The following is a 23,971-nucleotide window of genomic DNA, read 5'->3' on the forward strand; positions in this document are numbered from 1 at the left end:
TCTGTTCTCCCTTAAAAGAAAACCCGCCGAAGCGGGTTGAAGGTAATGTGCTGAGTGTCAAGCCACAGTGCCCATGCGGACGCCCGGCGTCAACCAGGTCACAAAGCTGTTGCCATCCACGTATGCGCCAGCCGTGCGACCAGCTTGGGCCACAACCCACGTCCCAGCGTTCGCATAGCCTCCTCCGAACGCTGTATTGGATTGCCCATATGAACCGTTTGCGCCCCAACCACCTCCATTGCCTCCAGTTCCACCGCGCCCCCACGCCTGAGTGCCCCCCACCACGTCACCCGTGTAGGAGTAGGTTGTCGCTACAGCTCCTGAACTACTTGTGACGGCCAGCGACGCCGTGTTGACATATCCGGTGCCATCGCCACCTGTGCCGCCGCCACACCACACACGAGACGAAGAGCCTTGCCCCGCCTGCTCAAAATACACCGATTCACCTGCTCCGCCAGCACCACCGCCGCCAGATATCGTGCCGAGGTTGTTGATTTCGACAGGCACGCGTGTGAACAACGCGGTGCCGCCATTGCGGACTCCACCAACGCGAACGCCAGCAGAGATATTGAGCCTGACCCCTTGGGGAAATGACAATCCCGCATCCAGCCGCAACGTGTTGATGTCTGCATTCACGTTGACGATCAGTTTTGCCGACTGATCCCACCCGGCGTTCATCGCCAGTTGGCGGATGTTAGGGCTCGCGACTGCAGCAACAATGTTAAGAGTGAACGTTGCAGACTTTCCATAAAACTGCGAAATCGAGATCGAGCCAGATGCAGGAATACCGGGAAAGGCGCTATAGAACGCACCCAGGTTATTTGCCCTACCCGATTCGGTTGCAATATCTCTAATCGAAAGCGGTCCGGCGCTTGGCAATGTCATGGTGTCAGTGCTCCTGTGGCGGCCTCGGCATCACGCTGTGTCGCCTTGAAAATATAGTAGCTCTGAATCGCCACCAAAAGCTCCCGTCCTGACATCTGCCGCAGCTCCTGCCCGGTGTCGGGATTGATGATGGGGAACATTTCCGCCAGGCTGTCGGAGTTGGCCTGGGTACTCATGAAGCCGGCGGGCGCGTATTTGTAGGAGCCATCCGCGAGCATGATCTGTTCCTCCTCAAGCCACACGATGTAAGGCACAGAATCGAACTTGTAGTTCATCTCAACACGCATGACGCGCTGGCGAACAGTACCGGGTTCAGTGATTGGAAGGTAAGTCTTGGTCATTGCTCGGACTCCAGTTGTTTTACGCGTGCGCTCAGTTGTTTCACGGCTTGAACGAGCACAGGGCCCAATTTGTCGTAGGCCACCGTGCGCCATTGCTCGCCGTCGTTATCAGCATCAGGGATTGATAGGCTTACCAGCTCGGGGAGCACGTCCTCAACCTGGTCGGCCAGCAACCCAATATCGCGCTTGCCGGGGCGACCGATCAGTTTCGTCTTGTTGTTCCATGTGAAGCGCACGCCATCCAGCCTTTCGATGATGGCGAGCGCATCCTCGATGGTCGTCACATCATCCTTCAGGCGTGGATCGGAGTACGCGGTCACGTTGCCCGATGCCGTCATGTTTCCGGATGGGTCGCTATACCAACTCCAGGCCGTTCGACTCCACCCACCGATGCCGAAATAGCCATCGGCGCGGAGTTTCACTTTGATGCCATACGCGCCTTGGCAAAGCAGTGCAAAGGCTGCCAGTCCTGTGTCACCTGAACCGCTGTTGTTGCGGACCGTCATAGCTGTATTGCCATCAGAACTGGTATTCGCATTGACTGCGGCGCTAGTCCACCCTGCACTCGCACCGTTTGCAGTGGTCGCGCTGCCTGCCGTCGTTGCGCTGGTTGCCGTCGCTGCATTCCCTGAAATGCTGATAGGCCACGTCCCACTTGCACCACCACCAGTTTTCGAGGGAGCACTGAGCTCATTGCGCGCAGCAGTCATGTCCGCGATGCCCACGGCCGCGAGTGTCTGAGGCTTATTGACCACCTGGGTTGTGTAGTCAACAGAACTCAGATCACCAACGCCGATCTTCCAAGCGCCGCCCTTCCACCAGTACCAGAAATCGTTGGTCTCATTCGTGTACCAAGCACCATCCTGTAACGGTTGGCCTTGGTTATCAGTTGTCGGTGGCGTGCTTTTGATACCCAGATACAGCTTCTGCATCTGCGACCATGATGCATTAGCATTGCCCGCCGCCGTAGCCGCTGTGGATGCGTAGCCGCTCGCTTGCTCCGCGCTCGCCGCTGCCTCGACAGCCCGGCTCGATGCCAGTCCGGAGCTGCCGGCAGCATCCGATGCAGATGCGCCGGCAGTGACCGCGCGCTCGTGCGCCGCCTTGGAGTTGTTCCAGACGTTCGCAGTTGCCGTGTTCGTCTGGTTCACCAGATTCTTCAGCGCAGCCACCAGGTTGAACGCCTTGGTGTTGAACTCCGCCGGCGGATCGGTCGGCAACGGCTCCGGTGGCAGAGCATCAATGTCTGTCGGCTTGACAATATCGGTCATGTAAGACCCTCCAATTCGATTTCTGTATCCGCGTATTCCGCGTAGTTGAGGACGATGTCAAAGGACTTGTAGAACCCGTAGACCGTCGTGGATTCGTACTTGCGGGAACCGATCCAAAGGCAGGGCAGCGCCCGGACTTCGGCAAGGAAGTCGTTGAAAGCATCGACCTCGCCGCTCACCATCAGCATCGAGAAGTTCGCCCGCCTCGCGAAAGCACGTTCAACGACCATCACGTCGCCGAACTCGTTGCGCTCCTTGCGGCTGTAGTCCTGTATTCCCACACGCGCACCTCGCAGTACGCCCATGGTGAATTGCTTCATTTGTCCGAGCAGGATCACCCCAACCGCAAGCTCCACCGTGCCAGTGACATCGATGAGGACATCCGCATTGGGGTAGCTCGGCAGATCGGTAAGTAGTGCCTGCGTAGGTGTGCGCCGTTCGCCGAGAAACCACTCGTACCAACCGGCCGACACAGGAATGCTTGCGAGGTTGATCGTTCTGTCATAGACCGTTCCAAAGCTCGGATCAATCATCCGAACCCGAAGCGCCGTAGCGCCTCGAATGTTCAGTACGCCGAGCGAGGTAACAGCTTGGCCAACTTTCAACCGGTAGCTGATGCTCGAAGCCTGCATCGTCTGACTCGACACAGACTTGTCGAAGGCTTTCCAGCGGTTCGTTGCACCGACTTCCAGCCATTTAGGCTCTTTCGACGCAACGGCCGGGTTGTTGCCCATGTTGGCGTCGATGGCGCTTTGGTAAATTTTGTGCTTTGCAGCCACGATGACCCGATCGCCCGCGGAATAGCTGGCGCCAGCGCTCCATTCGCCGTAGTCGGCTTCAGGAACGCTGGTACTGACCAGCATTTCGGGGGTGATGAGCACGGGCCGCACTACACGTAGTGCGGAAACGCTCATGCTATGGCTTCCTCTTTCCTTTGAGATGGCATGCCGTCGGTATTGAATTGCTCCAGCACCTTCGCGACCCTCAGTTCTTGACGCACAAGCTCACCACCGATCACTTCGACGCGATCGATCAACCTTTCGACCAAAGCCTCCAGGCGTGCCGTCTTGTCGCTTTCCTGACCGTTCTCGAGCACTGTGAACAGCGCTCTGTTATCGCCCTTCGACATGATGCGCTCGCCCTGATGGACCACAGCCAACGTGTCTTGCGTCACGTAGTTGGTGCCCTTGGCGAACTGAGGAATCCCCAGGTTCTTTCCAGCGGCCACCAGATCGCGAAAGCTCCAGCCCATGACCGACGAGATGTCGATCATTCGATAGCCACGGTCCTTGCCTTCGAGCAGCATCCCCTTCACGTCACCAGATCCCCGCCACTTGTCCAGCCACTTGTCTACCTTCGCCAGGTATTCAGCGTCTGCACCAGTCACGGTTTGCCAGAACGATCCGGTCGGCGTCACCACTTCCCGCTTGTACTCTCGTGGCGGAGTCGCTGGGCCTGAAGACCCGGTGCCTCCACCGATCGGTGAGCCACCACCGCTGGCTCCTCCAGCACCCCCGCCAGAATCGCGCAACCCCGGCATGAGCCTCATCACCTCGCGCACCGCCTGGTCCACCGACATGGTGGCGTCATACTCGCCCTTGGTGATGGACACAAGGTCCTTGATGTTGGCCAGCTGTTCCTGCAGGAACTCGGTTTGCTTGTCGATTGCCGAAATCTGCTGATCGAGCGAATCAAGCTGCTGCTCCTGAATGGTCTTCTGCTTTCCGCTCAGCTCTTCCAATGCCGAAAGTTCGCCCACGAGCTTCAGTGTGTCGAAATCTCGGTCGAACTGCGTCATGTAGGAGCCGTTGTCGAGGCCTTGCCTGGCCGCGCTGATCGCCTCGCTGAGTTGGTCCTTGTCCGGCAGGTAGCCCGTGAGCTTCGCAGCCGAAAGTGCTTGCGTGATGAATGCACGCCCTTGTGAGGCCTGCATTTCCTGCGCCCCCGCCACGTCGCCGTAGAGGTCCCGTGCGCTCTCATGTACCAGATCAAAGATCCCGGTGATGAGACTCAGAGACTCCTCAGCAAGCGAACGCTGTTCGGCCAACGCTGACTTCTGTGTCTCCAGCGACTTCAGCTGCCGCGACGTGGATTGCTCCAGCGTACGCATGGCGAAGTTGAACGCCTCATCCTGCGCTTTTTTCGCCGCCTCTGTCGCCTTCGCCGCCGATGCTGCAGCGGTTGAAGTCATTCTCGGGATCTTCGCACCAACGGAATTCCCCAAGTCGCGCACAGTCCCGATGACTTCCTCCATCGCCTTCCGAAATGCCGGATCGTTCAATAGCAACGAGAGAGCATCAGCTGCGGCCGTCGCGTTCCTCACCATCGCATCAATCGCTGCACCAGACACAGCGGCAGATACAGCGGATCCTGTCATCGCGGCGGTAATCACCGGAGTGATGACGCCATCGATGATCGAGTTCATGATTACGGTGAGCGCCTGGCCGTAAATTGCCTGCTCGAAGCCGGCCGATATCGTCTCAGCCAACCACTCACCGGCCTGCGCGCCACGCCCTTCATTCACCTCGTTAAGGAATCCGGAGACCATCGATTCAACAGTGAGACCCGTCAAGGAGAGTGCCGCCTCCTTCTGCGCTTCCGCATCCTGCGCAGCCCAAATTGCCTTTTGCTTCTCAATGATGGTCTTACTCACATCATCGCCGTAAGACTCCAGTTCTCTAATCTGCCTCTCGCGCTCGAGCGCGACAGCCTGATCTTCCTTTCCAGTTGCTCGAAGGAGCTGGATGTCCAGATCACTTTCGAGAGCCTTTAGCTGCTCCGCAGACGTGTAAACCGTGTCGAGGATGTTGGCAACGCCCATCAGCGCGGCATAGGTCTTTCGGCCTTCCTCCGTCGTCAAGTCTTGGGCATTGATGAGATCCATCATTGCCTTTCGGCTCGCAGGCACCGAGTCAAAACCCAGCTCCTTCATCGCCGTGCTCATCTGCTTCATGACGTTGTCGATCTTCTGCGAGTCTGTGAAGTACTTGTCGTAGTAACCTGATGTCACCGAAGCAAACTGATCCTTCCCCCGAACGCGTCGATCAATTGAGAGGCCATATCAGCCCCGGCAAGACCTACGGTAAACAGCTGATCGCCCGTGACTTTCAGCCACTCATTGACGGTCTGCAGACTGGTAGACAAGCGCGTCAACGTCTGTAAACGAGTTTCTTCCTCCTTGGCGTATTCGTCGGTAGTGAGCACCACACCAGCCATGGCATTGCCAAGTTTGTCAAATTCCTCCTGGATCTTCTTGGCCGCATCTTCTTCAGACAACCCCTTCAAACTGATCTTCACCTTGTAAGTGAATCCCTCCAGAAGGTCGGCCCCAAATCCCAGGCTCTCGCCCATTCCCTCGATCGATTCCTTGTAGCCAATGAAGGTGTCGGCAAAACCCTTCCGGGTCTTTTCCTCGAGAGGCTTGTACTTGGTCTTGTCGGAACGGAACCAGCCCCCCTTGTAGAACTCAAACTCCCTTCCCTCGAACCCCGTTTCACCGCCGAACTCACCCTCAATTCCAGAGTCCTTGAGTTTGCGACCGAAAGCACGGTTGACGACAGCACCAATCACACCGGCGATGGGGCCAATACCAGGGATCATCGACGCAATACCGGCCACTGTGTTGACCCAGCTTCCGGCGGAGTACCCTCCAGACAGGAACTTGGAAAGGCCATATCCGGCAAATCCGTTCATAAGTGAACCGGCAATCAGACCCGCAAGTTGCGATCCCCCGCTTTGGCAGCCACTGCGGCGGACGACCAGGACGATGTACTCATCACCCCGGACTGGAATGAGCGAATCAGGTCAGATGCGCCTTCAAAGCCCATGGAGTAAGCCCCGCGAGCGAGCCCAGACAACATCCCGCCCCCATGGAGGCTGCATTCAATCCATTGGAGAGCATGCTCCAAAGCGAGGACAAATTGTCACCCATGTTGAGAAGGCCACTTGCGCCACTAGCCGCTTGAATTCCCACGCCACCATTCTGAACAAGACTACCAAGGGTGCCGGAGATCGGTGTCATGGTGGCACTGATGATCGGACGCAGCACCAACGTGTTGAACAGACTCTTCAAGGCGTCACGCAGACTCTTGCCGAAGGAAGCTCCCGACTCAAAGCCACGCATCAATGCATCGGTCAGCGACTGATTGATCTGATCGGTTGTCTTCCTCCAGTCATCCTGGATCGCCTTCGACACCGCGGCCTCACCTTCAATCTGCTGGGCCTGCTCGACCTTGGCCCGTGCCGCATCACGCTCCTTACCCGGCTCCATCTTGTCAATACGCTCAAGCTCCTTCGCATACTTGAGTTCGACTTGGCGCATCGCAACAATCTTTGCGCGCTCCAATGAAGTGAGTCCTGACAGTGCAGCCTCGTCCTTGTACGCAGTAGCCATGGCGTTGGCACTCGCCAGCAGTTCATCTGCGTGCTGATTGATCTGCTTGAACTCGTTGACACGCGTCTCTGAAACCACGCGGGTTTGTGCATCCAGTTTCGCGTAAAGTGCCTTAACGTATTCAGGGTCATAAGTGCTGTCGCTTCCATCCTCCACCTCAGCCAACTTCGCTTGAATGAGAGACAGTCGATACTGCTCGATAGCAGTACGGCCTTTCCCATACAACTCGTTTGACAGGGCAATTTCATCAGCATTCTGGTTAAGTGCCTGAGCCGACTTAGTGGTGTCTTCGATCAACGCTGCATATGCTGCCTTGGATTTTTCGAGTACAGAGATGCGCTCTTTCTCACCCTTCACCTGCTTTTCTACCGCAACCTGCGCTTCGGCCACCGCCAAAACATCCTCTCTCCGAGAGCGTGTAACCCCGGATATGCTCTCTTTCAAATCCCCCTTAAATTTAATGACCAACTTCTCAGCTTCAGTGAGCTTATCGGCCTCCGGTCCGTATGCCTGAAGCAACTTCAGATACTCCCGCTGGGCTTCAGTGCGCTTCTTGATTTGGGCAATCTCACTCTCGCCAACACTTGCCGAATTTTCCGCAGAGCCTTTCTTTGAATGGCTTTCGCGAATCGCCGTCTCACGATCCTTGATTTCGGCATTCATTTTCTGAAGCGATTCATCGTCGGTGAGGCCTGTATACGCCGCACGAATTTTTCCCGTCTCTACAGCAATTTGCTGCTGTATCTTCTGTTGCTCGCTTAGATACTTGACAGCATCCTTTTCCACATCGGCTCGCGCACTTACCCGGGTTGCTCTTTCGGCTTCGAAAGACGCGTTCAACTGATTCAACGCTACCTCATTTTGCATGAGCAGAAGTGCTTCCCGGGCAGCAGCGATACGTGCCTTGAACTGCGGTGTTTCAGGCGCAGTCCCTCCACGCGCCTCAAGGGCTTCGAGATTGTCGACAGCTTGCTGTTGTGCGGCAAGCCGACCTTCTGGGCCTATGTCACGGCCAATGCCTTTGAGTGTGTCCCAGGTCTCTTCCACGACACCCTTCACACTTCTCCACGCGCGTTCGACGACACCAAGGTTTCCAACCATCTCAGTAGAACGGCTCTGCAGCGCACTAGCCAAAGCATCTTGCGCAACTTTCGTGGCTTCGGCAGACTGCCCCTGATCTACCAACGCTTTTATCTGTGCGTAGACTCCATCGGTCAGAAAATTCATTCCATCATTGAGCCTTAGGACAGCATTAAGAGGATCTTCCTTGAGACTGGCGAACTGCTTTGCCGTAGCACCAACCGCCTGTCCCGTTGCACGCTCCCATGAGATCGCTGCCGCAGCGTAGGCCTCAAGACTCCCAACTCCCGCCACAGCTTGTCCCGCAAACAAAGCGAGAGTTTCAGCAGCCTTTCCTTGAGTTCCAACTACCTGATCAATACTGGCAGCCATGCCATTGAGTTGGCCAACAGTCGCACCCACGGCGTTGCCAGAGGACACCAAAGCTTCTTGGTATGCACGTCCTTCCTTAGAGCCTTCGCTGTATGCAGTGACCAAAAGGCTCATAGCACGAACTGCAAGCATTGCGCGATTCGACAACAAGCCGACGAAAGCGTCTCCCAGGGCCCTGATACCAGGCATGACTCCGCCAAACGCATCACTCAGCTGGATTACCTGCTGCAACACCACGGAAAGAGGTGCCTTCCCCCCATGCAGGGAAGTAACGATATCTGTCAAATGAATAGGCATACCGCTCAGCGCCGCCTGGGTTTGCTGCGCAGTCTTTCCATAGGCGCTGAGGGTTGTAGCACCCTTAGTCATTTCAGTATCGAGCTTTGCGATACCTTCCACTGCTTGCCCACTCACTACATCACTGGTACGTTTGATCGAATCACTGATCTTGCGCTGAGACTCTTCAACCTTCCTGGCGGTAGCGTCAGCACCGTCACCCACCGCTGAAATCCCGGCAGCGGCAACCTCACCGGCGCGCACTACGTTCTGCGCCATATCCTTGGCGCCACGATTGATCTGATCAAGACCCGCCTGTACTTCAGCGCTGTCCACGTCGATCTTCAATTCGACTTTTCTTTCTTCACCTGCCATGTGGACCACCTCAAATGCAAAAGGCCCACGCGGTAGTGCGTAAGCCTTTCAAGAAGGCTCGCCAGCGCGAGCCTGAAAAAAAAGAACCCGACGGAGCGGGTTGATATGCGAGCTGCTATACAAACAAGTTCGCCATTTGCGCCTGAAACTCGACTTCATTGAAATTGCAGTCATCGTCCAATTGAGCCAGTTCTGGCAATTCGTCAGCTACGGCTGTGTTGGCAATGCTGACGCTGGTACAGGGAGATCATCCCTCTGGGAGATGAAAGAGGCGTGCTGCCCAAGTCAGTGCGATCGGGCCGCATTCTTCGCTCGTCTCTCTCGCTCGTCGTTCATGACGCTCAGGGCTTCGGCCTCCATCGTCATCACGTCTTCCTCGAGCTCGGCCGCATCCTCATCGGAAAGCCGCAGCCGATCGATCCGGGTGAACAGCACGTTGTGATCGAGGCCGAAAGCCACCCCTTCACTCACGCGCCACTGATGGCGCATGGCGTAGAAGATATTGAAGGCGTGTACGTTTTCCGGCCACACCTCGACCCCGCCGTCCTGATAATCCGATGGCCTGAAACCGAAAGCAGCCAACTCGGCGTCCGATGCCTCCGGCTCGTACAGTGCCCGTGCAGCTTCCTTTAGTTTCCCAGGCGGCCGTCCGCGATCGCTACGCGGTATGTCTCCATGATCGCGGCAGTTGCGCCAGGAAGCTCATCGGACAACTGCTCTGCGCTCTCCTGATTGAGAGGCGCATCGACGTCCCAATCCTTGAGGATCTGCAGAAGATATTCGGCATTCTTTCCGATGGTTTTGGAGAGGATCGAACCCAGAGAATCAGCGACATCGCCGCCTTGCTCTTCGGCTTTGGCGTCCTTGGTGATCAGGTCGATCAGCTCACCGAACTCCTTCTTTGTGCGATACACAAAGTCACAAGTAATGACGCCTTCCGAGCCGTCCAGCATCGGGAACTTGACCTTGCGCTTAAAGGTTTCCGGGCGCTTTCCGAGGATGATTTTTGCCATGGTATTTTGCTTTCAGAGTAGAGAAAAAAGACCCGTCCCGCATACGTTCGGGCGGGTATGAAAAAACCCGCCGCGGTGTTGTCCCGGGCGGGTTGTGGCAACCGCTTTCGCGGAAGGAATTCGGTCAGTAACGGACCGGACGGCCCTGCAGGGAGAAGGTTGCATTCACCTGCATCACCTGTCCCTTGGTCAGCGTCGGCGTTTCGTTGAACGACACGTAGCCGTTGTAGAGAATCACCGAACCATCGGGCAGGTTCACACGCAACGCACGGACTTCGCGCTTCTCGCCTGCCGCCTTCAGGGCCTGATAGCCCGGCAGGGTCGGATCGTCGCCAATACCCAGGGTGATGGACTGCGCGCTGCTGGTGGTGGGCAGCTGGCGGTCAAAGTCATCCTCCAGGAATGAGCCCGACCAGAACTGTTGCTCGCCGCCCTGGGTTTCGATGCTCAGAACCTGGGGGATCGGCACCCATGTGATGATTTCGCGCAGCAAACCCAGGCTGGCACCGGTTGGAAAGCGATTGGTGTCGGTGGTGTCAGAGCCGGCAACCTCGATGGTGTTGGCCGCGATATTCGCTGCCTTCCAGATGCGCTCGGAGATCTTCTGCCAGCCGGACTTCAGCTCGAAGAATGTACCGTTTTGCAGGCCGTGAGCCGCACTGGTGAGCACACCTGGTGCCGCGTTGGTGATGGTGCTGACGGCCTTTGCAGTGCCGTAAACGGTTGCGATAGCGATCGTTGCGCCATCAGGGAGTCGAATAGCCATGTTGGGCCTTTCTACAAACAAAAAAAAGCCCGCGACAGCGGGCGTGGAGAAATACCCTTGCGGGCGGGAAGTGGCCAGTAGGCCAGTTGTCGGGAGCGATTGCTCCAGATAGAAAAGAAGATATGCCGAAGCTCATGCCAAACGATATGTGAGCGCTGTTGTTGTTCTGTCTGGCTTATGGCAGGTTCGCCAGGAGCCACAACCAATCCGGAGGTGATATGGCGCTGCGTCTCTCACCCATCTTTCAACAACCCTGAGCACTCAGCTCAGGGCTGATCTGATCCGAGCTTGGAATTGTCCCCATCAGACTGCCATACAAGGCTGGGAACGCTGTTCGCTCTGCAAGCACCGATTGAGCTTTCGGCAAGAGACTCCGCGTAGTGATTCCTCGCATACGCGGCCCTTGCTTGCTTCGGGATGAAAACAAAAAAGCCCGCAAGTCTTGTACCTTGCGGGCTTTACTTCATCTTGTCATGCCTCCGGCTGCCTCATGGCAACCGGATCACACGAATCAATTTCGCGGTTAGTGATTGGAATTATGCCGCACCTTCGGAAGATTTGCAAGTCCTTGCGCAATAAATCATCCAAAATTTTTTCAACCCAAAGATCCTCCCTTGATGCCAGTCCCGGTTGGTCATTCCCATCTTTCGACGGACTGCGTTCGGGTGCTCTCGTTGAGGTACATAGTATGCAAACAGCACGCGGCGAAATTGCATTGGAACGACTTGAAGACAACGTTGCACTTGCATCGCGGACCAGTCGGGAATGAATGGCTCCAAAGGAACCTCGCAGTCTACGCTGCGAATCGGTGGATGTTTGTAGAGTCCTTCAGCGCTGCCGCACCGTTGCCTGCGCCAACGGTCTTGTGCCCATGCTCCATACTTTCGAAGGATGTCCTCGGCTTCACGAAGATCCGACGGCACCATGATTTCAAGATCTCTTTTCATAGGCTTCCTTTCCAAATTTTTTCGATGCATACCTGCACCCTATCCATGCCTAGTGCTTCGCGCGCAAACTTCAGGCAGATTGGTCGCACGCTCTTGTCGCCTTGTTCCACGCGCCCCACAAGACTTCGCGCCCAGTCCTTTCCATCGTTGTGCCTGGCAAGATCCACTCTTATCGGCTCAACCGAAAAAGCTACCAATGAGGTATGTCCCTGTTCATCAACATAGGTATGACGCGGCATCGCGGCCTCACACAGCTTTTCGAACTGGGGAAGATTGGGGGGAAACTCGGGATGCTCCTTCTGCAGCCGGCAGGCAGCCGTTTCCACAACGTCAGGCGCATACTTGCACAGCGCACTCTCCCACACCATCATTGCGGCGCGAATCCCCTTATCCTTACCGCTAGCGTCCTTCTCTCCTGTCGAAAACTTCGATACGAACTGGTTGCCATAGCTTCCGTGCAGCAATAGAAAGAGCTTGCGTATGAGGGCAGATTCGCCACGCGACTCGGATTGCTTTTGACCACAACGCACAGGCTCGTCAACCAGCATAGAAACGTTGTTCATTCAAAGACTCCGTCAAATATTGCTGCCGCAGCAGCGGCATATTTGTGCTCCGTTGCAGAGCGGCGCACTGAACGCGATCCAGACACCGATGGGTCAGGCTTGAACAGCCCCTGCCACCCGCCAATAGCAGCGTTCTCCAGCGCTGCAGCATGGTCCACACCTTCTGCCCTCCAGGCAGACAACTTGTCAATGGCCATCTGCTTCTGCGCGTTTGTTGCCTTCTTCCGCTTTGGACAGGAGTGCCATGCATCCCAATGGGCTTGGTTGATCCACTCAGGAAGCTGGAACGCAGGCGCTGAAGTGCGTGCAAATTGCTTTTTTTTCTCTTCTCTCTCTTCTCTTTCTTTTTCTAGCTCTGTATCTGCATCTTGCACCGTTGTCGAAACGTTTCGAGCCTGTTTCAGACGTTCGCGATAGGCTTTCACACGCTCAGTGCTTGAGTCGCTTTGCATCTGGCGGGTATCCCAGGCACATGGCTGGCAGGTTTCCCTATCGATCAGCCCCATACGGGCCAGGCGCGCGACAATCTTCTCCAACTCCTGAAGAGTGACTCCCATCTTGAGCGCCACCTTACGCTGCAGCATCTCCGCATCAGGCTCACTGTCGAGCACCCCTTTGCCTTTGAGACACAGGATGGCTACGAAGTGCCAGCGGTCCTCAAATGCAAGCAGACCCAGCTTCTCATCGTCGATGATTTCCGTATAGAGCCGCAACCACGGCAAGGTCTTGGCCGTCAAGCTGCCTCCCAAACACGGAACTTGCCACGCAGCATGTCGCCCCCTGACGGCGCCTGGCACACACGTACTTTCCCGTCTCGCAGGAGTTCAGGCAATCGACGGTCAATTTGAACCACCGTCAGCCCGGTAAGACGCTGCAGTTCATCGGCAGTAGACTCACCGGCCTTACGGAGCGCCGTGAGAATCCGATTGCAATGGCTCGACGAAAACCGGGCCGCGCGTCCGGCTGCCCGAACGCTGGTGAATGGATCACTCGCGCGAGCTGGTATCTTTGAATGACTCATGAATCGCTCCGTTTGAAATGTGTTTCAGATGTCTGCGTGTCTGGCACTCGCCTGGCGAACACAACCGCAGAGGCGGCATATGGCGCCGGGTCAGGTTGACTAATTAAGGCGCTCATTGCGATGGAGTTCTTCCGCTGATGAGAAGTACATAGGTGGAGTGAGCATGTGACTCAATCCTCCTGTCGACTGAATAGGGGCGTTGCGTAGAGGGAAAGACAGCGAAGCGCGGGCTTGTCCGCCTTGAGAACGCCTTGAGTTGCCAGTTGCACCTGGTACTGCCGGCAATCAGGGATTGCGCCGCCAGCAACCCATTCCGCAATCGTCGATTGCGCGCATCCCAACGCACGTGCCGCCACCGCCTGGGTTCGGAAAAATGTAATGAGTTCCGCTGTATTCATGAACCAAATTATCGGTATTCCGAATATTAAAGTCAATCGGAATTCTGATTTTTTCTTGATGGATCATGTTGCAATGACCTCCATCCCCATCTTTCAGACCTTTGGCGAACGCCTCTCCTGGTGGATCAAGCATCGCGATCTGACGCAAAAGGAGTTGGCGGTGCTTGTAGGCGTCGGCCAGCCTGCGCTGAATGAGCTGATCAAGGGGCGCTCCGCCGAGCCTCGAGCGGGAGCATTTGTCAAGATGTGCAAGGTGCTTGGCCTTCGGCCTGAGTATCTGATTTGGGGTGAAGGCCCGGCCGAGGCAACGAACTTCGCCCAATTGACGGGACTGGAAGCTCAGCTTGTGATGCTATTTCGCGGCTTGCCGGACGATGCAAAGCGAGACGCCCTCCTGATTGACGTCAACCATGCCTACAACCGGACATCGTCCGGCAAACCCACGGCAGCCGACCCCTTTGGCGGAGCAACCCCACCCTCCCCGCCCAAGGCCGTCAAGTCGACCACCAAGGCCCCCAAACCTCCATCTGCCAAAAAGCCCAGGCAGCATGCCTAGCCACCTCTGAGCAACCTATCTCTTGCTCAGCCCGCGAGGACATGGGAAGGCCCGCGTTTCGAGAGTGTCTGTACATCTTGGCCGTGCCAACTCCCATCGACATCGACGGGCACCACCATAGACACCCACTATCGCACTGCGAGGCAGATCATCGGACTACAGGACGCCAAGCAGCGCCAGGAATGACCGGGGAGCGAAGCGCATCAATCTACTGCTGCGCTTGAAATCGCAACCTTGTCAGGCATCAGCATCCTGAGCAGGCTTGCCTGGTGCTTCTCCCCAAAAAGCAACACGTGAGCACAACAACAAAAGAGCGCCGCCAGTTCTGCAAGTTGAATCGCAGATGGGCAGTTCACCCCTTTCTCCCACAGCGAAACAGCCTGCCGGGTGACGCCAACGAATGCCGCGACGTCGCCCTGAGACAGCCGGAGCTTCTTGCGCTCCATCTGCAGACGTTCGCCCAGTCCGCGCTTCTGCTCTTCTCTCATGCGCACTCCAATACTGTATAAACATACAGTATTCCACAGTAATTGACACAACGCAATGTCAATTTTCCATTGCAGTGCAACGCAAAATTGCGCCGCTTCAAAATTAATAGCGCATTCCGCACTCATGCCACGGCAGAGAAAATTTATTCGGAATTCCGATTGACAATTTAATTCAGAATTCCGATAATTCAATCATCACAAAAACCAAGCCGACGATGGTGAATCGACCGGATCCAAAGGGGTCTGGTCACGAGGCGTCGTTCGTTGGCTGGTGATGGTCGGACCAAGTACCCACGACCTAAAGCCGGGGCAAAGACCTAGATCACCAGGGAGACCTGCCAGGTGAGACGCTAGGCAATGATTGCCCTTCTTGAGAGGGGTAAAGCCAAAGCGCCACTGGTTGGCGCTTTGGTTTTAGGAAAGGCCCTTCCCTTTGTCTGTGCCATGCCTCCTCTCGCACACGCGAGCACATGGAAGCGCCCAAACACATAAGTACCCGCCATGAGAAAGCGCGCTCGCGGAGACGCCAGTGTCCACAAGCGCGTCTCCTCAAAGCACGCTCGGCAAGGCTCACCACATGGAGAAAAAGATGAACAACGCACAACAAATCACCCTGGTCCCTCCACCGCTCATGGAAGCCATGGACGCACGCGGTGGTGCCGCCATGATGTTCTTCGAACGCAACGGGACACATTGGTTCGCTTCGCTCATCCTGGGGCGCAATGAAGGTCAAGCACCTCATTGGATCTCACGCGAACGCCGTAGAGACAAGCTTGGCAGGCTGTGGGAGATAGAAAACATCCGATACGTACCAGATGACTTCGGCTTCCTTGTCGAAGTACCTCAGTTGCTCATGCTGCACTGATGTGCGGGGCTCGAAGCGCACGGCATCAGCACGGCTCGAGCGCCTTCATTCATGGACGCCGCCAGGTCGCAGCGTTCAAGCATTTCAATCCTTCCACCGGAGTTCACATGGACAGCATTCATCCTGTCATGCGCGATGCGCTGAATGGCTTCGCCCCCCGTTCATTCAACGATGACGACATCTATATCTATGACATTCAGTCCCGGCAAATTGTGGAGAGCTTTGGATCCGCCAGTCCCACCGCTCGTGCAGCTCGATACAGCGGCATTCCAGTAAAGGCCGGTCAATCCTGGTGCAGAGGCATGCAGGCCAAATACATGGAGTTGTCATGAACCCAACAACCCGGCGCTATCCGCGCACACTTCTGGAGGCCTTCCCCTGTGACGCAAGCAACGCCAATCCAATTCAAAGATACCGCCAGCCGCTCCCGAAGCGGCTCTTTTTTTGGTTCCTACGCAATGGCTGGTGTGCTGTACCTTTGTACCTCATTGTTCTTCTCATGTCTGGCTGTGTTGATGATCTTGTGGCCGTTCAGAACATGGCCGGCGGTCTGAAAGACAGTACAGCGAGGTGCCATCGTGGCGATATAGAAAGTGCTGATTGAGCTGGCAGAGTGTGCATGGTACATGCCTTCGCATGGAACGAGTCAACACCGACCGCGCAATTGTGTTCAATACAACCATGCAAGTCGCATTCAGACTCTGAGTTCGTGAACCACTTGCTGTCTTCTTTCATGCTGACCTCCTTGCTAGCCATGTCCGGATTCGCACTGGCCGGAGCGATTACGCCCGGCCCCGTCAACGTGCTCGCGCTGCGCCACGGAACCCAGCCCCAACGTAGCGTGGCATGGCTCTACGTCCTGGGTGCCAGCGTCAGCTATGCCGTGGTGGTCTGGGTCATGGGGCAAAGCGGGCAACTCCTGCTACGGATTCCGGTGCTTGCAGCGTCGGCTCCGTGGATCTGTGCGATCTACCTGCTATGGCTTGCCTGGCGTGTGGCGACAGCACCGGTATCGTCGCCGTCATCGCAAGAGCAGGACACCCCTCCCCTTCGACCCATGCAGGCCTTCGCACAAGGGGCCGCCGTGCAGGCGCTCAACCCGAAGGCCTGGCTGGTGGCATTGTCCGGAGTCGGCATGTTCGTGATTCCGTTGACAGCACGTGGCACCGCAGCGGCATCCGCACTTGCCTGGTTTTGCGGCATTTCCCTGCTGGCCTGCCTGGTGGGCATCGGCTGCTGGGCCATTCTGGGTAAAGTACTCGCACGTTGGCTTCAGACGCCCCGACGCCAACGGATCTTCAACGGACTGCTTGCGGCGCTGCTGGCCTGCAGCGTGCTTGGAGTGCTGGCATGATGATGGGCAGCGAACGCCCATCGCATAGCCGCGTATTCTTGCCCTCAATGACACAGCAGATCCATCATTTCCACCGACACCCCCTGGCCCCATGGATGGAATTGCGTGTCAGCGGGCCTTCGCCGCACTGTTTCCGGCTCCATGCCCATGACGAGTACTCGATCGGCATCGTGGACCACGGCAGCGCCGTGTTCCATCATGCAGGCGGCCCGGAGCGCGTCAACAAAGGCAGCATCGTGCTGATCGAACCAGGGCGCTGGCATGCATGCAACCCCGATCAGGTCACCGACTGGGCCTATCGCATGCTGTTCGTGCGTGCCGAGTGGGTGCACGAGCAGTTGCAGGCCACATCCGTGATCTTTCCTCACCGGGCACTGCATGATGCCAAGCTGGCGGCAACGGTTGATCGCCTCTGCCGGCCGTTGGACGGGCAGCACGCCGGGGTCGCAAGCCACGTTCGGCTTCTGCGGGATTTTCTTCAGCGCGTGAGCTCTTTGTCTGTTGCCGATGAAGAAAGAAACACCAGCAGCTTCCATGCCGTGCACGAGGCGCTGGAGACCTTGCACCGACATCCAGGCGCTGCCACCAGCGTGCAGTCGCTGGCACATGCAACAGGCATGAGCGCCTCGCGCTTCATCCGACACTTCAAGGCGGCAACGGGTGTCACGCCAGGTGCCTATCGCCTCAACCTGCGCCTGAACGGCGCGCGGCGCCTGCTGGCGCAAGGCATGCATCTGGCCGACGCGGCGCATTGCATGGGATTTGCGGATCAGGCCCACATGCAACGCGCCTTCAAAGCCCACCATTCGCTCACGCCAGGCAACTATGCCTCGACCGCAGAAGTGCCCGAAGCCGGGCCACGGTAACACCTGCCAGACCTCTGAGGGTCACAGCTCAAACCTTCAGCTTGAGCCTGTCCTGGTTCTGCGAAGCGATGGCGAATGAATGCGCGCAGTTGGAACCGGGCTACGCGTAGCGCCAATGTCCCGGTCATTGCCTTCACCACGCATGTCCAGGGATACTGCATCCGATATGCATCTATTCAAAGAGGGACGCGCTCCTTTCCTGGAGTTCCTGCGCAATCTCACACCCCAGGCACTCATTCTCTCGATAGCCATGCTGTCGGGGCACAATCTCCAGTGGTCGTGTTGCCATGTGGAGAACACATGGGAAACGATACTGTCTGCCGTGTTTTTCATGATCTGGGTTGCGGCCGTCTGGGCCAACTCTTCATTGTTTGTACAACGGTACTTGATATCGGTTGAGCGGATTGACCGGGTATCGAAGCGCCTGGGCCAACGGAAGGTGACAGGCTTTCGTCACCTTCAGATGCTCCTGACTTATGCGTGGAGATACCGGCGTGTAGTTTTTTTGGAATTGGTGTTCGTGGGCGCGGTCTTGGAAATCGGCATGACAGCAGTCGTGATTTTTGGTGTCACCAACTCTCAGGCACTGGCCAAGGCAATCAACGGTTAATGTCTCTTCCCCGCCTGCTGGCGCAAGGCATGCATCTTGCCGATGCGGCGCATTGCATGAGATTTGCGGATCAGGTCCACATGCAACGCGCCTTCAAGGGCCGCAGCTCGAATCTCCAGCTTGCGCCTGGATTCCGCAAGAACACCGATACTTGAGGGTTTCTCCTGAAGACGTCGGCGGCACATGGCCAATTTCCAAGATATCCAGCAACGCGAAACCGGTCTGAAGCAGCACCTGACCAGTGCCCAGATGGTGATGATCGCCATCGGCGGTGCCGTGGGCACGGGCCTCTTCATGGGCAGTGCATTCGCCATCGGTTTTGCGGGCCCCGCCGTGCTCGTCAGCTATGCGATCGGCGCGTTCATCTCGCTGCTCCTGATCGGCTGCCTGGGCGAGATGACGGTCGCTCATCCAACCTCCGGCTCGTTCGGCGCCTATGCCGAGTACTACCTCAGCCCGCTCGCCGGCTTTGTGGTGCGCTACGCCTATTGGGCCGCGCTGGTGCTGGCCGTCGGCATGGAGGTCACTGCCGTCGGCATCTACATGGCCTACTGGTTTCCCACGCTGCCGCAATGGATCTGGGTAGCGTTGTTCTCGATGATCCTGGTGGGCGTCAACCTGCGCAGCGTGAAAGTCTATGGGGCTGTGGAATACAGCTTCTCGGCGATCAAGGTAGCCGCCATCGTGGGTTTCGTGCTGATCGGCAGCTATGTCGTTTTTGGTGCCCGCATCCCCGGCATCGGATTCGACAACTATCAGCTCGGTGGCGGATTCTGGGCCAAGGGGGTCTGGGGCATGTGGCTTGGCGTGATCGTCGCCATGTTCAGCTATCTCGGCGTCGAGGCCATCGCCGTGGCGGCCGGCGAAGCACAGCATCCTGAACAGGCAGTGCAGCGCGCCATGAAGACCACCGTGCTGCGCCTGGTGCTGTTCTACCTGCTCACGTTGGCACTGATGCTGGCCATCGTCCCGTGGACGGAAGCCGCCAGGCAGACCAGCCCGTTCGTGCGGGTGATGGAGGTCATCGGCCTACCCGGCGCCGCGGGTGTGCTGAATTTCGTGGTGCTGGTTGCTGCGCTGTCGGCCATGAACAGCCAGCTCTACACCACTTCGCGCATGATGTTCAGCCTGTCGCGTGCCGCGCAGGCACCGCGCATTTTCGGCACCACCAATGCGAGCGGCGTTCCGGCTGCGGCCATCCTGGTCTCCAGCCTGGGAGCGGCCATTGCCATGTTCGTCAATGCGTTCTGGCCCAAGGAGTCCTTCGTGTGGATGATGTCCATCGCCATGTTCGGCGCCATGTTTGCATGGTTCATGGTGTTCGTCACCCATTTCGCATTCCGCCTGCGGCGCCGGCGTGAAGGAGCGCCCGACGTTGCGTTCCGCATGTGGGGCTTCCCATGGCTGACCTTGCTTGGTGCCCTGCTCATGGCCGGAGTCCTGCTGACCACCGCGCTCACGCCGGAATTCCGCCTCACGCTGGCATTCGGCATTCCATGGCTGCTGGTGCTGGCGCTCGTGTACTGGCTCAAGCGCAAGCCATAAGGAGCAATCCCCATCCTTATCGCACGAGCCAAGCGCGCACCACAAAACAGGCACGCGCCATGCGAGAGCAGCCGTGCAAGGGCCGCCCCGCCGCACTGGCTGCGTCCCCTTCCCGAACTGCGCAGCAGTTCGAGAGAAGGGGGAAGGCGCGAAGCGCCTCAGGGGGATGTCCCCTTCAACACTCCAGCCCACTCAAAACCAGGGTGCAGATCACTTCCTCGGCCCTGTCGAAATCCTGCTCGTCCAATTGAGGCTTGCCCAGCAGGATGGCGAACTGGGTCTGGTGCTCCGCATAGGCCTGCGTGACCGTCCAGATGATGAACATGAGGTGCGTGAAATCGAGCTTCGCTACCAGGCCCTTCTGGGCCCAGTGCTCGAACGTCGTCACTTCCTTCTGCAGCACGGGGGCAACGCGTTCGCGGATGGCTTCGGCGTATCGCGGTGCGCCCGCGATGACCTCCTTGGCGAAGACCTTCGCCGCATTGGGATGCTCCAGCGATGACCGCAGCTTGGCGCGAATGTACTTGCGCAGGGCCTTGGCCGGGTCGTCCTGTTCGCGCCACAGGTCCTCCATGCCCGAGAGCCAGTGGTCCAGCACATCGTCGAGCACGCGACGGTACAGCGCTTCCTTGCTGGGAAAGTAGTACAGCAGGTTGTGGCGGCTGATGCCGACCGCGCTGGCGATGCCTTCGAGCGACGCCCCCTCGAGTCCGAATTGCGCGAACTGGTTCTCTGCCTCGTTGAGGATCGCGCGCTCCTTGCGCAGGCGCGACGGGGTGGGCGCCCGGGGCGCTGCGGGTGCTTCGGCTGGCTGCAGCAGGTCGTCCGAAGGGGACACGGCCTGCCTGGTCGAGGATTTCGGGATCATTCGCGGTTCGTCGGTCATTGCACCATTGTGATGCGTTGCGGTACGCAGATTTTCAGGCATGGGCTTTGCATGGATGGGTTTTTACCGATTGGTAATTTTTTACCAACCAGTAAATTCTCACAAAACAACGCGGACATCGATCCGCAGCAACCACAAGAGGCCCACGATGATGACACCTCGGCAGTTTGCGTTCCTTCCTCCGTCGCCCCGAGACAGGCGACCGGCTTTTCACTCCAGTTGCAGTGCGCGCCAGCGCGCTCTGCAGTTCGAGAGCTTCCTCCCGCACTGACTCAACTCCCAAGGAGCCACGATGGAATCGACCGCCAACCGCGCGTGTGGTGTGCATGGTGCACGCCTGAATCTTGTCGAATACGCTGTGAATTTCAGTGATTCGCATGCCCCCCTGACCAAGCCGCAGGCCCTGATCGAGGCAGAGCGCTGCTACTACTGCTACGACGCGCCGTGCACCACGGCATGCCCCACCAGCATCGACATCCCCTCCTTCATCGCCCGCATCGCGCAAGGCAACGAGCGCGGCGCGGCCAAGGCGATTCTCGAGGCCAACCCGCTGGGAGGCATGTGCGCCCGCGTCTGCCCCACGGAGACCTTGTGCGAGCAGGCCTGCGTGCGCAACACGAACGAGGACAAGCCGGTGGAGATCGGATCGCTGCAGCGCTACGCCACCGACGCGCTGTTCGATGCGCCCGGGGCACCGCTGTTCACACGCGCGCCCTCCACGGGCAAGCGCATCGCCGTGGTCGGGGCAGGCCCTGCAGGCCTTGCCTGCGCGCACGGCCTGGCCTTGCGCGGCAACGACGTGGTGCTGTTCGATGCGAACGCCAAGCTCGGCGGGCTCAACGAATACGGACTGGCCACGTACAAGACGACCAACGGCTTTGCCCAGAAGGAAGTCGACTGGCTGCTCTCGATTGGCGGCATCTCGGTGCGCTGCAACCAGCGCCTGGGCCGCGACATGACGGTGGACAGCCTGCTGGCCTCCTACGACGCGGTGTTCCTGGGCATCGGCCTGTCCGGCGTGAACACGATCGGCATTGCCGAGCCGCAGGCGGAGGGCCTGCGCAATGCGGTCGAGTTCATCGCCGAGCTGCGCCAGGCCCATGACTACTCCAAGGTGCCGGTGGGACGCCGCGTGGTGGTGATCGGCGGCGGCATGACCGCCGTGGATGCCGCCGTGCAGGCCACCAAGCTGGGCGCGGAGGACGTGACCATCGTGTACCGCCGCGGTGCATCGGCCATGTCGGCATCGGTCGTGGAGCAGCGCTGGGCGCAAACCAACGGCGTGAAGATCCGGCACTGGAGCGCCCCCAGGGAAGTGCTGTGCGATGACGGCAAGGTGACCGGCGTGCGTTTCGTGATGACCTCCCAGCGCGCCGATGGCGGCATCACCGAGACCGATGAAACCTACGACCTGCCTGCCGACATGGTGCTCAAGGCCATCGGCCAGACCTATACGGCCGATCACGCGGGCGCCCATATCGCGCTTCAGAGCGGCCGCATCGCCACGGACGAAGAGGGCCGCACCAATGTGGGCCGCGTGTGGGCCGGCGGTGACTGCCGCTTCGGCGGCCGCGACCTCACGGTCGAGGCGGTGGAGCACGGCAAGGTGGCCGCGCAGTCCATCCACGCTGCGCTGAACGGCGCCTGACCTCATCGAACACGCATTCAAGGAGCAATTCCATGGCCGACATCAGCAGCAACTTCCTGGGTATCAAGAGTCCCAACCCGTTCTGGCTTGCATCCGCACCACCGACCGACAAGGAAATCAACGTCACCCGCGCCTTCGAGGCCGGCTGGGGCGGCGTCGTCTGGAAGACGCTCGGCGAAGACCCCTCGGTCGTCAACGTGAACGGCCCGCGCTACTCCACGCTCATGTCGCAGGACCGCCGCGTGATCGGACTGAACAACATCGAACTGATCACCGACCGGCCTCTGCAGCAGAACCTCGACGAGATCCGCCGCGTCAAGCGCGCCTGGCCCGATCGCGCCATGATCGTCTCGCTGATGGTGCCCTGCGTCGAGGAGAGCTGGAAACGCATCCTGCCCATGGTGGAGGACGTGGGCGCGGACGGCATCGAGCTGAACTTCGGTTGCCCGCACGGCATGAGCGAACGCGGCATGGGTGCGGCGGTCGGCCAGGTGCCCGAGTACATCCAGATGGTGACCGAGTGGTGCAAGCACTACTCCCGCCTGCCGGTGATCGTGAAGCTCACGCCCAATATCACCGACGTGCGCATGCCGGCCCGTGCCGCCAAGCGCGGCGGCGCGGATGCGGTCTCGCTCATCAACACGATCAACTCCATCATGGGGGTAGATCTCGACACCATGGCGATGCATCCCAGCACCGGGGGCTGGGGCTCGCATGGCGGCTACTGCGGCCCGGCCGTCAAGCCGATCGCGCTGAACATGGTGGGCGAGATCGCGCGCGACCCCGAGACCGCCGGCCTGCCGATCAGCGGCATCGGCGGCGTGACCACCTGGCGCGATGCCGCCGAGTACATTGCGCTGGGCTGCGGCACGGTGCAGGTCTGCACCGCGGCGATGGTCTATGGCTTCAAGATCGTGCAGGACATGTGCGACGGCCTGTCCAACTTCATGGACGCGCATGGCTACAAGACCATCGAGGAGTTCCGCGGCAAGGCCGTGCCGACGGTGAAGGACTGGAAGCAGCTCAACCTCAAGCATGTGGACAAGGCGGTCATCAACCAGGAATCCTGCATCCAGTGCGGACGCTGCCACGTGGTGTGCGAGGACACGTCGCACCAGGCCATTTTCTACAAGAAGGGAGACAACGGAGAGCGCCGCTTCGAGATCAACGAAGCGGAATGTGTCGGCTGCAACCTGTGCGTGTCGATCTGCCCGGTTCCGGAGACGATCTCGATGCGCACGCTGGCAGTCGGTGAAGTGGATGCACGCACCGGCATTCAGGTGACGGGTGAGTATGGCAACTGGACAACGCATCCGAACAATCCCCAATGTCTTGTCGCTGCGCAGGCGTGAAACCATTCGCCTTTCGCGTTTGAGACATGAAATTGGATAGTTGGATACGCAACGCAACTGCCCCTTCCCGGGGCTTTTGCAGTTGCCGGAATTGGTAGGT

The 23,971-nt window shown here is 58.3% G+C and carries 25 protein-coding genes; 10 read left to right on the plus strand and 15 right to left on the minus strand.

Translation table 11 applies throughout. The features are described 5' to 3' along the window. Positions 1 to 57: 57 nt before the first annotated feature. The 13 genes from H9K76_RS18400 to H9K76_RS23725 all read right to left on the minus strand — a co-directional run bounded on the left by H9K76_RS18400 (position 58) and on the right by H9K76_RS23725 (position 13,701). Positions 58 to 885 carry a hypothetical protein gene (locus H9K76_RS18400; protein ID WP_187596754.1) on the minus strand — a complete coding sequence of 276 codons (828 nt, stop codon included), beginning with the start codon at positions 883 to 885 and terminating at the stop codon, positions 58 to 60. Further along, a complete protein-coding gene (locus tag H9K76_RS18405; protein ID WP_187596755.1) occupies positions 882 to 1,226 on the minus strand; it encodes a hypothetical protein in 345 nt (114 codons plus the stop codon). The genes H9K76_RS18400 and H9K76_RS18405 overlap by 4 nt, the downstream gene beginning before the upstream one ends. Further along, a complete protein-coding gene (locus tag H9K76_RS18410) occupies positions 1,223 to 2,497 on the minus strand; it encodes a tail fiber domain-containing protein (protein ID WP_187596756.1) in 1,275 nt (424 codons plus the stop codon). Before H9K76_RS18410 ends, H9K76_RS18405 begins: the two co-directional genes overlap by 4 nt. Next, positions 2,494 to 3,411 carry a carbohydrate-binding protein gene (locus H9K76_RS18415; protein WP_187596757.1) on the minus strand — a complete coding sequence of 306 codons (918 nt, stop codon included), beginning with the start codon at positions 3,409 to 3,411 and terminating at the stop codon, positions 2,494 to 2,496. Before H9K76_RS18415 ends, H9K76_RS18410 begins: the two co-directional genes overlap by 4 nt. Beyond that, positions 3,408 to 5,507 carry a hypothetical protein gene (locus tag H9K76_RS18420; RefSeq protein ID WP_187596758.1) on the minus strand — a complete coding sequence of 700 codons (2,100 nt, stop codon included), beginning with the start codon at positions 5,505 to 5,507 and terminating at the stop codon, positions 3,408 to 3,410. The genes H9K76_RS18415 and H9K76_RS18420 overlap by 4 nt, the downstream gene beginning before the upstream one ends. Further along, on the minus strand, positions 5,504 to 6,190 hold the full coding sequence (locus H9K76_RS18425) for a hypothetical protein (RefSeq protein ID WP_187596759.1): 687 nt from the start codon (positions 6,188 to 6,190) through the stop codon (positions 5,504 to 5,506). The genes H9K76_RS18420 and H9K76_RS18425 overlap by 4 nt, the downstream gene beginning before the upstream one ends. Positions 6,191 to 6,296: 106 nt before the next feature. Beyond that, positions 6,297 to 8,993 (minus strand): phage tail length tape measure family protein, encoded by a 2,697-nt coding sequence (locus tag H9K76_RS18430; RefSeq protein WP_187596760.1) that lies wholly within the window; start codon positions 8,991 to 8,993, stop codon positions 6,297 to 6,299. A gap of 285 nt (positions 8,994 to 9,278) precedes the next feature. After that, positions 9,279 to 9,575 (minus strand): DUF1799 domain-containing protein, encoded by a 297-nt coding sequence (locus tag H9K76_RS18435; RefSeq protein ID WP_187596761.1) that lies wholly within the window; start codon positions 9,573 to 9,575, stop codon positions 9,279 to 9,281. Between the two features lie 47 nt (positions 9,576 to 9,622). Further along, positions 9,623 to 10,006, minus strand: coding sequence for a phage tail assembly chaperone (locus H9K76_RS18440; RefSeq protein ID WP_187596762.1), 384 nt, complete (start codon positions 10,004 to 10,006; stop codon positions 9,623 to 9,625). 124 nt (positions 10,007 to 10,130) lie between these two features. Beyond that, on the minus strand, positions 10,131 to 10,772 hold the full coding sequence (locus tag H9K76_RS18445) for a phage tail protein (protein WP_187596763.1): 642 nt from the start codon (positions 10,770 to 10,772) through the stop codon (positions 10,131 to 10,133). Between the two features lie 943 nt (positions 10,773 to 11,715). Then, a complete protein-coding gene (locus H9K76_RS18450; protein ID WP_187596764.1) occupies positions 11,716 to 12,282 on the minus strand; it encodes a hypothetical protein in 567 nt (188 codons plus the stop codon). Further along, positions 12,279 to 13,019, minus strand: a complete 741-nt coding sequence (locus H9K76_RS18455) for a hypothetical protein (protein ID WP_187596765.1) — start codon at positions 13,017 to 13,019, stop codon at positions 12,279 to 12,281. The genes H9K76_RS18450 and H9K76_RS18455 overlap by 4 nt, the downstream gene beginning before the upstream one ends. A 454-nt stretch (positions 13,020 to 13,473) precedes the next feature. Beyond that, positions 13,474 to 13,701 carry a Cro/CI family transcriptional regulator gene (locus tag H9K76_RS23725; protein WP_187596766.1) on the minus strand — a complete coding sequence of 76 codons (228 nt, stop codon included), beginning with the start codon at positions 13,699 to 13,701 and terminating at the stop codon, positions 13,474 to 13,476. On the opposite strand from H9K76_RS23725, the gene H9K76_RS18465 reads away from it, so the two are divergent. Further along, the gene (locus tag H9K76_RS18465) at positions 13,682 to 14,257 is read left to right on the plus strand and encodes a helix-turn-helix domain-containing protein (protein ID WP_246475128.1); all 576 of its coding nucleotides are present in this window, start codon (positions 13,682 to 13,684) and stop codon (positions 14,255 to 14,257) included. The two genes, H9K76_RS23725 and H9K76_RS18465, sit on opposite strands and share 20 nt — an antisense overlap. A gap of 203 nt (positions 14,258 to 14,460) precedes the next feature. On the opposite strand, the gene H9K76_RS18470 is transcribed toward H9K76_RS18465, so the two are convergent. Further along, positions 14,461 to 14,745, minus strand: coding sequence for a helix-turn-helix transcriptional regulator (locus H9K76_RS18470; protein ID WP_187596768.1), 285 nt, complete (start codon positions 14,743 to 14,745; stop codon positions 14,461 to 14,463). A 589-nt stretch (positions 14,746 to 15,334) separates the two neighbouring features. Here H9K76_RS18470 and H9K76_RS18475 point away from each other — a divergent pair. The 7 genes from H9K76_RS18475 (at position 15,335) to H9K76_RS18505 (ending at position 19,985) form a co-directional block, all read left to right on the plus strand. Next, on the plus strand, positions 15,335 to 15,610 hold the full coding sequence (locus H9K76_RS18475; protein WP_187596769.1) for a hypothetical protein: 276 nt from the start codon (positions 15,335 to 15,337) through the stop codon (positions 15,608 to 15,610). 107 nt (positions 15,611 to 15,717) lie between these two features. Beyond that, complete coding sequence (locus tag H9K76_RS18480; RefSeq protein WP_187596770.1) at positions 15,718 to 15,942, plus strand: hypothetical protein; 225 nt, start codon at positions 15,718 to 15,720, stop codon at positions 15,940 to 15,942. Further along, a complete protein-coding gene (locus H9K76_RS18485; protein WP_187596771.1) occupies positions 15,939 to 16,214 on the plus strand; it encodes a hypothetical protein in 276 nt (91 codons plus the stop codon). The genes H9K76_RS18480 and H9K76_RS18485 overlap by 4 nt, the downstream gene beginning before the upstream one ends. Before the next feature lie 129 nt (positions 16,215 to 16,343). After that, on the plus strand, positions 16,344 to 16,964 hold the full coding sequence (locus tag H9K76_RS18490; protein WP_187596772.1) for a LysE family translocator: 621 nt from the start codon (positions 16,344 to 16,346) through the stop codon (positions 16,962 to 16,964). A 95-nt stretch (positions 16,965 to 17,059) separates the two neighbouring features. Next, positions 17,060 to 17,830, plus strand: coding sequence for an AraC family transcriptional regulator (locus H9K76_RS18495; RefSeq protein WP_246475130.1), 771 nt, complete (start codon positions 17,060 to 17,062; stop codon positions 17,828 to 17,830). Between the two features lie 166 nt (positions 17,831 to 17,996). After that, positions 17,997 to 18,440, plus strand: coding sequence for a hypothetical protein (locus H9K76_RS18500; protein ID WP_187596773.1), 444 nt, complete (start codon positions 17,997 to 17,999; stop codon positions 18,438 to 18,440). 183 nt (positions 18,441 to 18,623) lie between these two features. Then, positions 18,624 to 19,985: an amino acid permease gene (locus tag H9K76_RS18505; RefSeq protein WP_187596774.1), complete on the plus strand. Its 1,362-nt coding sequence runs from the start codon at positions 18,624 to 18,626 to the stop codon at positions 19,983 to 19,985. A gap of 175 nt (positions 19,986 to 20,160) precedes the next feature. Here H9K76_RS18505 and H9K76_RS18510 read toward each other — a convergent pair whose 3' ends face one another. Then, complete coding sequence (locus tag H9K76_RS18510; RefSeq protein WP_246475135.1) at positions 20,161 to 20,853, minus strand: TetR family transcriptional regulator C-terminal domain-containing protein; 693 nt, start codon at positions 20,851 to 20,853, stop codon at positions 20,161 to 20,163. Positions 20,854 to 21,163: 310 nt separating this feature from the next. On the opposite strand from H9K76_RS18510, the gene H9K76_RS18515 reads away from it, so the two are divergent. Further along, positions 21,164 to 22,519, plus strand: coding sequence for an NAD(P)-dependent oxidoreductase (locus tag H9K76_RS18515; RefSeq protein ID WP_187596776.1), 1,356 nt, complete (start codon positions 21,164 to 21,166; stop codon positions 22,517 to 22,519). 32 nt (positions 22,520 to 22,551) lie between these two features. Next, positions 22,552 to 23,871, plus strand: coding sequence for an NAD-dependent dihydropyrimidine dehydrogenase subunit PreA (gene preA, locus H9K76_RS18520; RefSeq protein WP_187596777.1), 1,320 nt, complete (start codon positions 22,552 to 22,554; stop codon positions 23,869 to 23,871). Positions 23,872 to 23,971: the final 100 nt, after the last annotated feature.

This window comes from Diaphorobacter ruginosibacter (assembly GCF_014395975.1).
GTDB lineage: Bacteria > Pseudomonadota > Gammaproteobacteria > Burkholderiales > Burkholderiaceae_C > Diaphorobacter_A > Diaphorobacter_A ruginosibacter.

Excerpts from the sequence above, each read along its gene's own strand:
- H9K76_RS18465 (WP_246475128.1), top strand. The coding sequence starts at position 13,682 with ATGAGTTCCGCTGTATTCATGAACCAAATTATCGGTATTCCGAATATT.
- H9K76_RS18410 (WP_187596756.1), bottom strand. The coding sequence starts at position 2,497 with ATGACCGATATTGTCAAGCCGACAGACATTGATGCTCTGCCACCGGAG.
- H9K76_RS18400 (WP_187596754.1), bottom strand. The coding sequence starts at position 885 with ATGACATTGCCAAGCGCCGGACCGCTTTCGATTAGAGATATTGCAACC.
- H9K76_RS18430 (WP_187596760.1), bottom strand. The coding sequence starts at position 8,993 with ATGGCAGGTGAAGAAAGAAAAGTCGAATTGAAGATCGACGTGGACAGC.
- H9K76_RS18450 (WP_187596764.1), bottom strand. The coding sequence starts at position 12,282 with ATGAACAACGTTTCTATGCTGGTTGACGAGCCTGTGCGTTGTGGTCAA.
- H9K76_RS18515 (WP_187596776.1), top strand. The coding sequence starts at position 21,164 with ATGGAATCGACCGCCAACCGCGCGTGTGGTGTGCATGGTGCACGCCTG.
- H9K76_RS18475 (WP_187596769.1), top strand. The coding sequence starts at position 15,335 with ATGAACAACGCACAACAAATCACCCTGGTCCCTCCACCGCTCATGGAA.
- H9K76_RS18495 (WP_246475130.1), top strand. The coding sequence starts at position 17,060 with ATGGAATTGCGTGTCAGCGGGCCTTCGCCGCACTGTTTCCGGCTCCAT.
- H9K76_RS23725 (WP_187596766.1), bottom strand. The coding sequence starts at position 13,701 with ATGAATACAGCGGAACTCATTACATTTTTCCGAACCCAGGCGGTGGCG.
- H9K76_RS18510 (WP_246475135.1), bottom strand. The coding sequence starts at position 20,853 with ATGATCCCGAAATCCTCGACCAGGCAGGCCGTGTCCCCTTCGGACGAC.
- H9K76_RS18405 (WP_187596755.1), bottom strand. The coding sequence starts at position 1,226 with ATGACCAAGACTTACCTTCCAATCACTGAACCCGGTACTGTTCGCCAG.
- H9K76_RS18415 (WP_187596757.1), bottom strand. The coding sequence starts at position 3,411 with ATGAGCGTTTCCGCACTACGTGTAGTGCGGCCCGTGCTCATCACCCCC.
- H9K76_RS18485 (WP_187596771.1), top strand. The coding sequence starts at position 15,939 with ATGAACCCAACAACCCGGCGCTATCCGCGCACACTTCTGGAGGCCTTC.
- H9K76_RS18425 (WP_187596759.1), bottom strand. The coding sequence starts at position 6,190 with ATGAACGGATTTGCCGGATATGGCCTTTCCAAGTTCCTGTCTGGAGGG.
- H9K76_RS18505 (WP_187596774.1), top strand. The coding sequence starts at position 18,624 with ATGGCCAATTTCCAAGATATCCAGCAACGCGAAACCGGTCTGAAGCAG.
- H9K76_RS18490 (WP_187596772.1), top strand. The coding sequence starts at position 16,344 with ATGCTGACCTCCTTGCTAGCCATGTCCGGATTCGCACTGGCCGGAGCG.
- H9K76_RS18445 (WP_187596763.1), bottom strand. The coding sequence starts at position 10,772 with ATGGCTATTCGACTCCCTGATGGCGCAACGATCGCTATCGCAACCGTT.
- H9K76_RS18440 (WP_187596762.1), bottom strand. The coding sequence starts at position 10,006 with ATGGCAAAAATCATCCTCGGAAAGCGCCCGGAAACCTTTAAGCGCAAG.
- preA (WP_187596777.1), top strand. The coding sequence starts at position 22,552 with ATGGCCGACATCAGCAGCAACTTCCTGGGTATCAAGAGTCCCAACCCG.
- H9K76_RS18480 (WP_187596770.1), top strand. The coding sequence starts at position 15,718 with ATGGACAGCATTCATCCTGTCATGCGCGATGCGCTGAATGGCTTCGCC.
- H9K76_RS18470 (WP_187596768.1), bottom strand. The coding sequence starts at position 14,745 with ATGAGAGAAGAGCAGAAGCGCGGACTGGGCGAACGTCTGCAGATGGAG.
- H9K76_RS18500 (WP_187596773.1), top strand. The coding sequence starts at position 17,997 with ATGCATCTATTCAAAGAGGGACGCGCTCCTTTCCTGGAGTTCCTGCGC.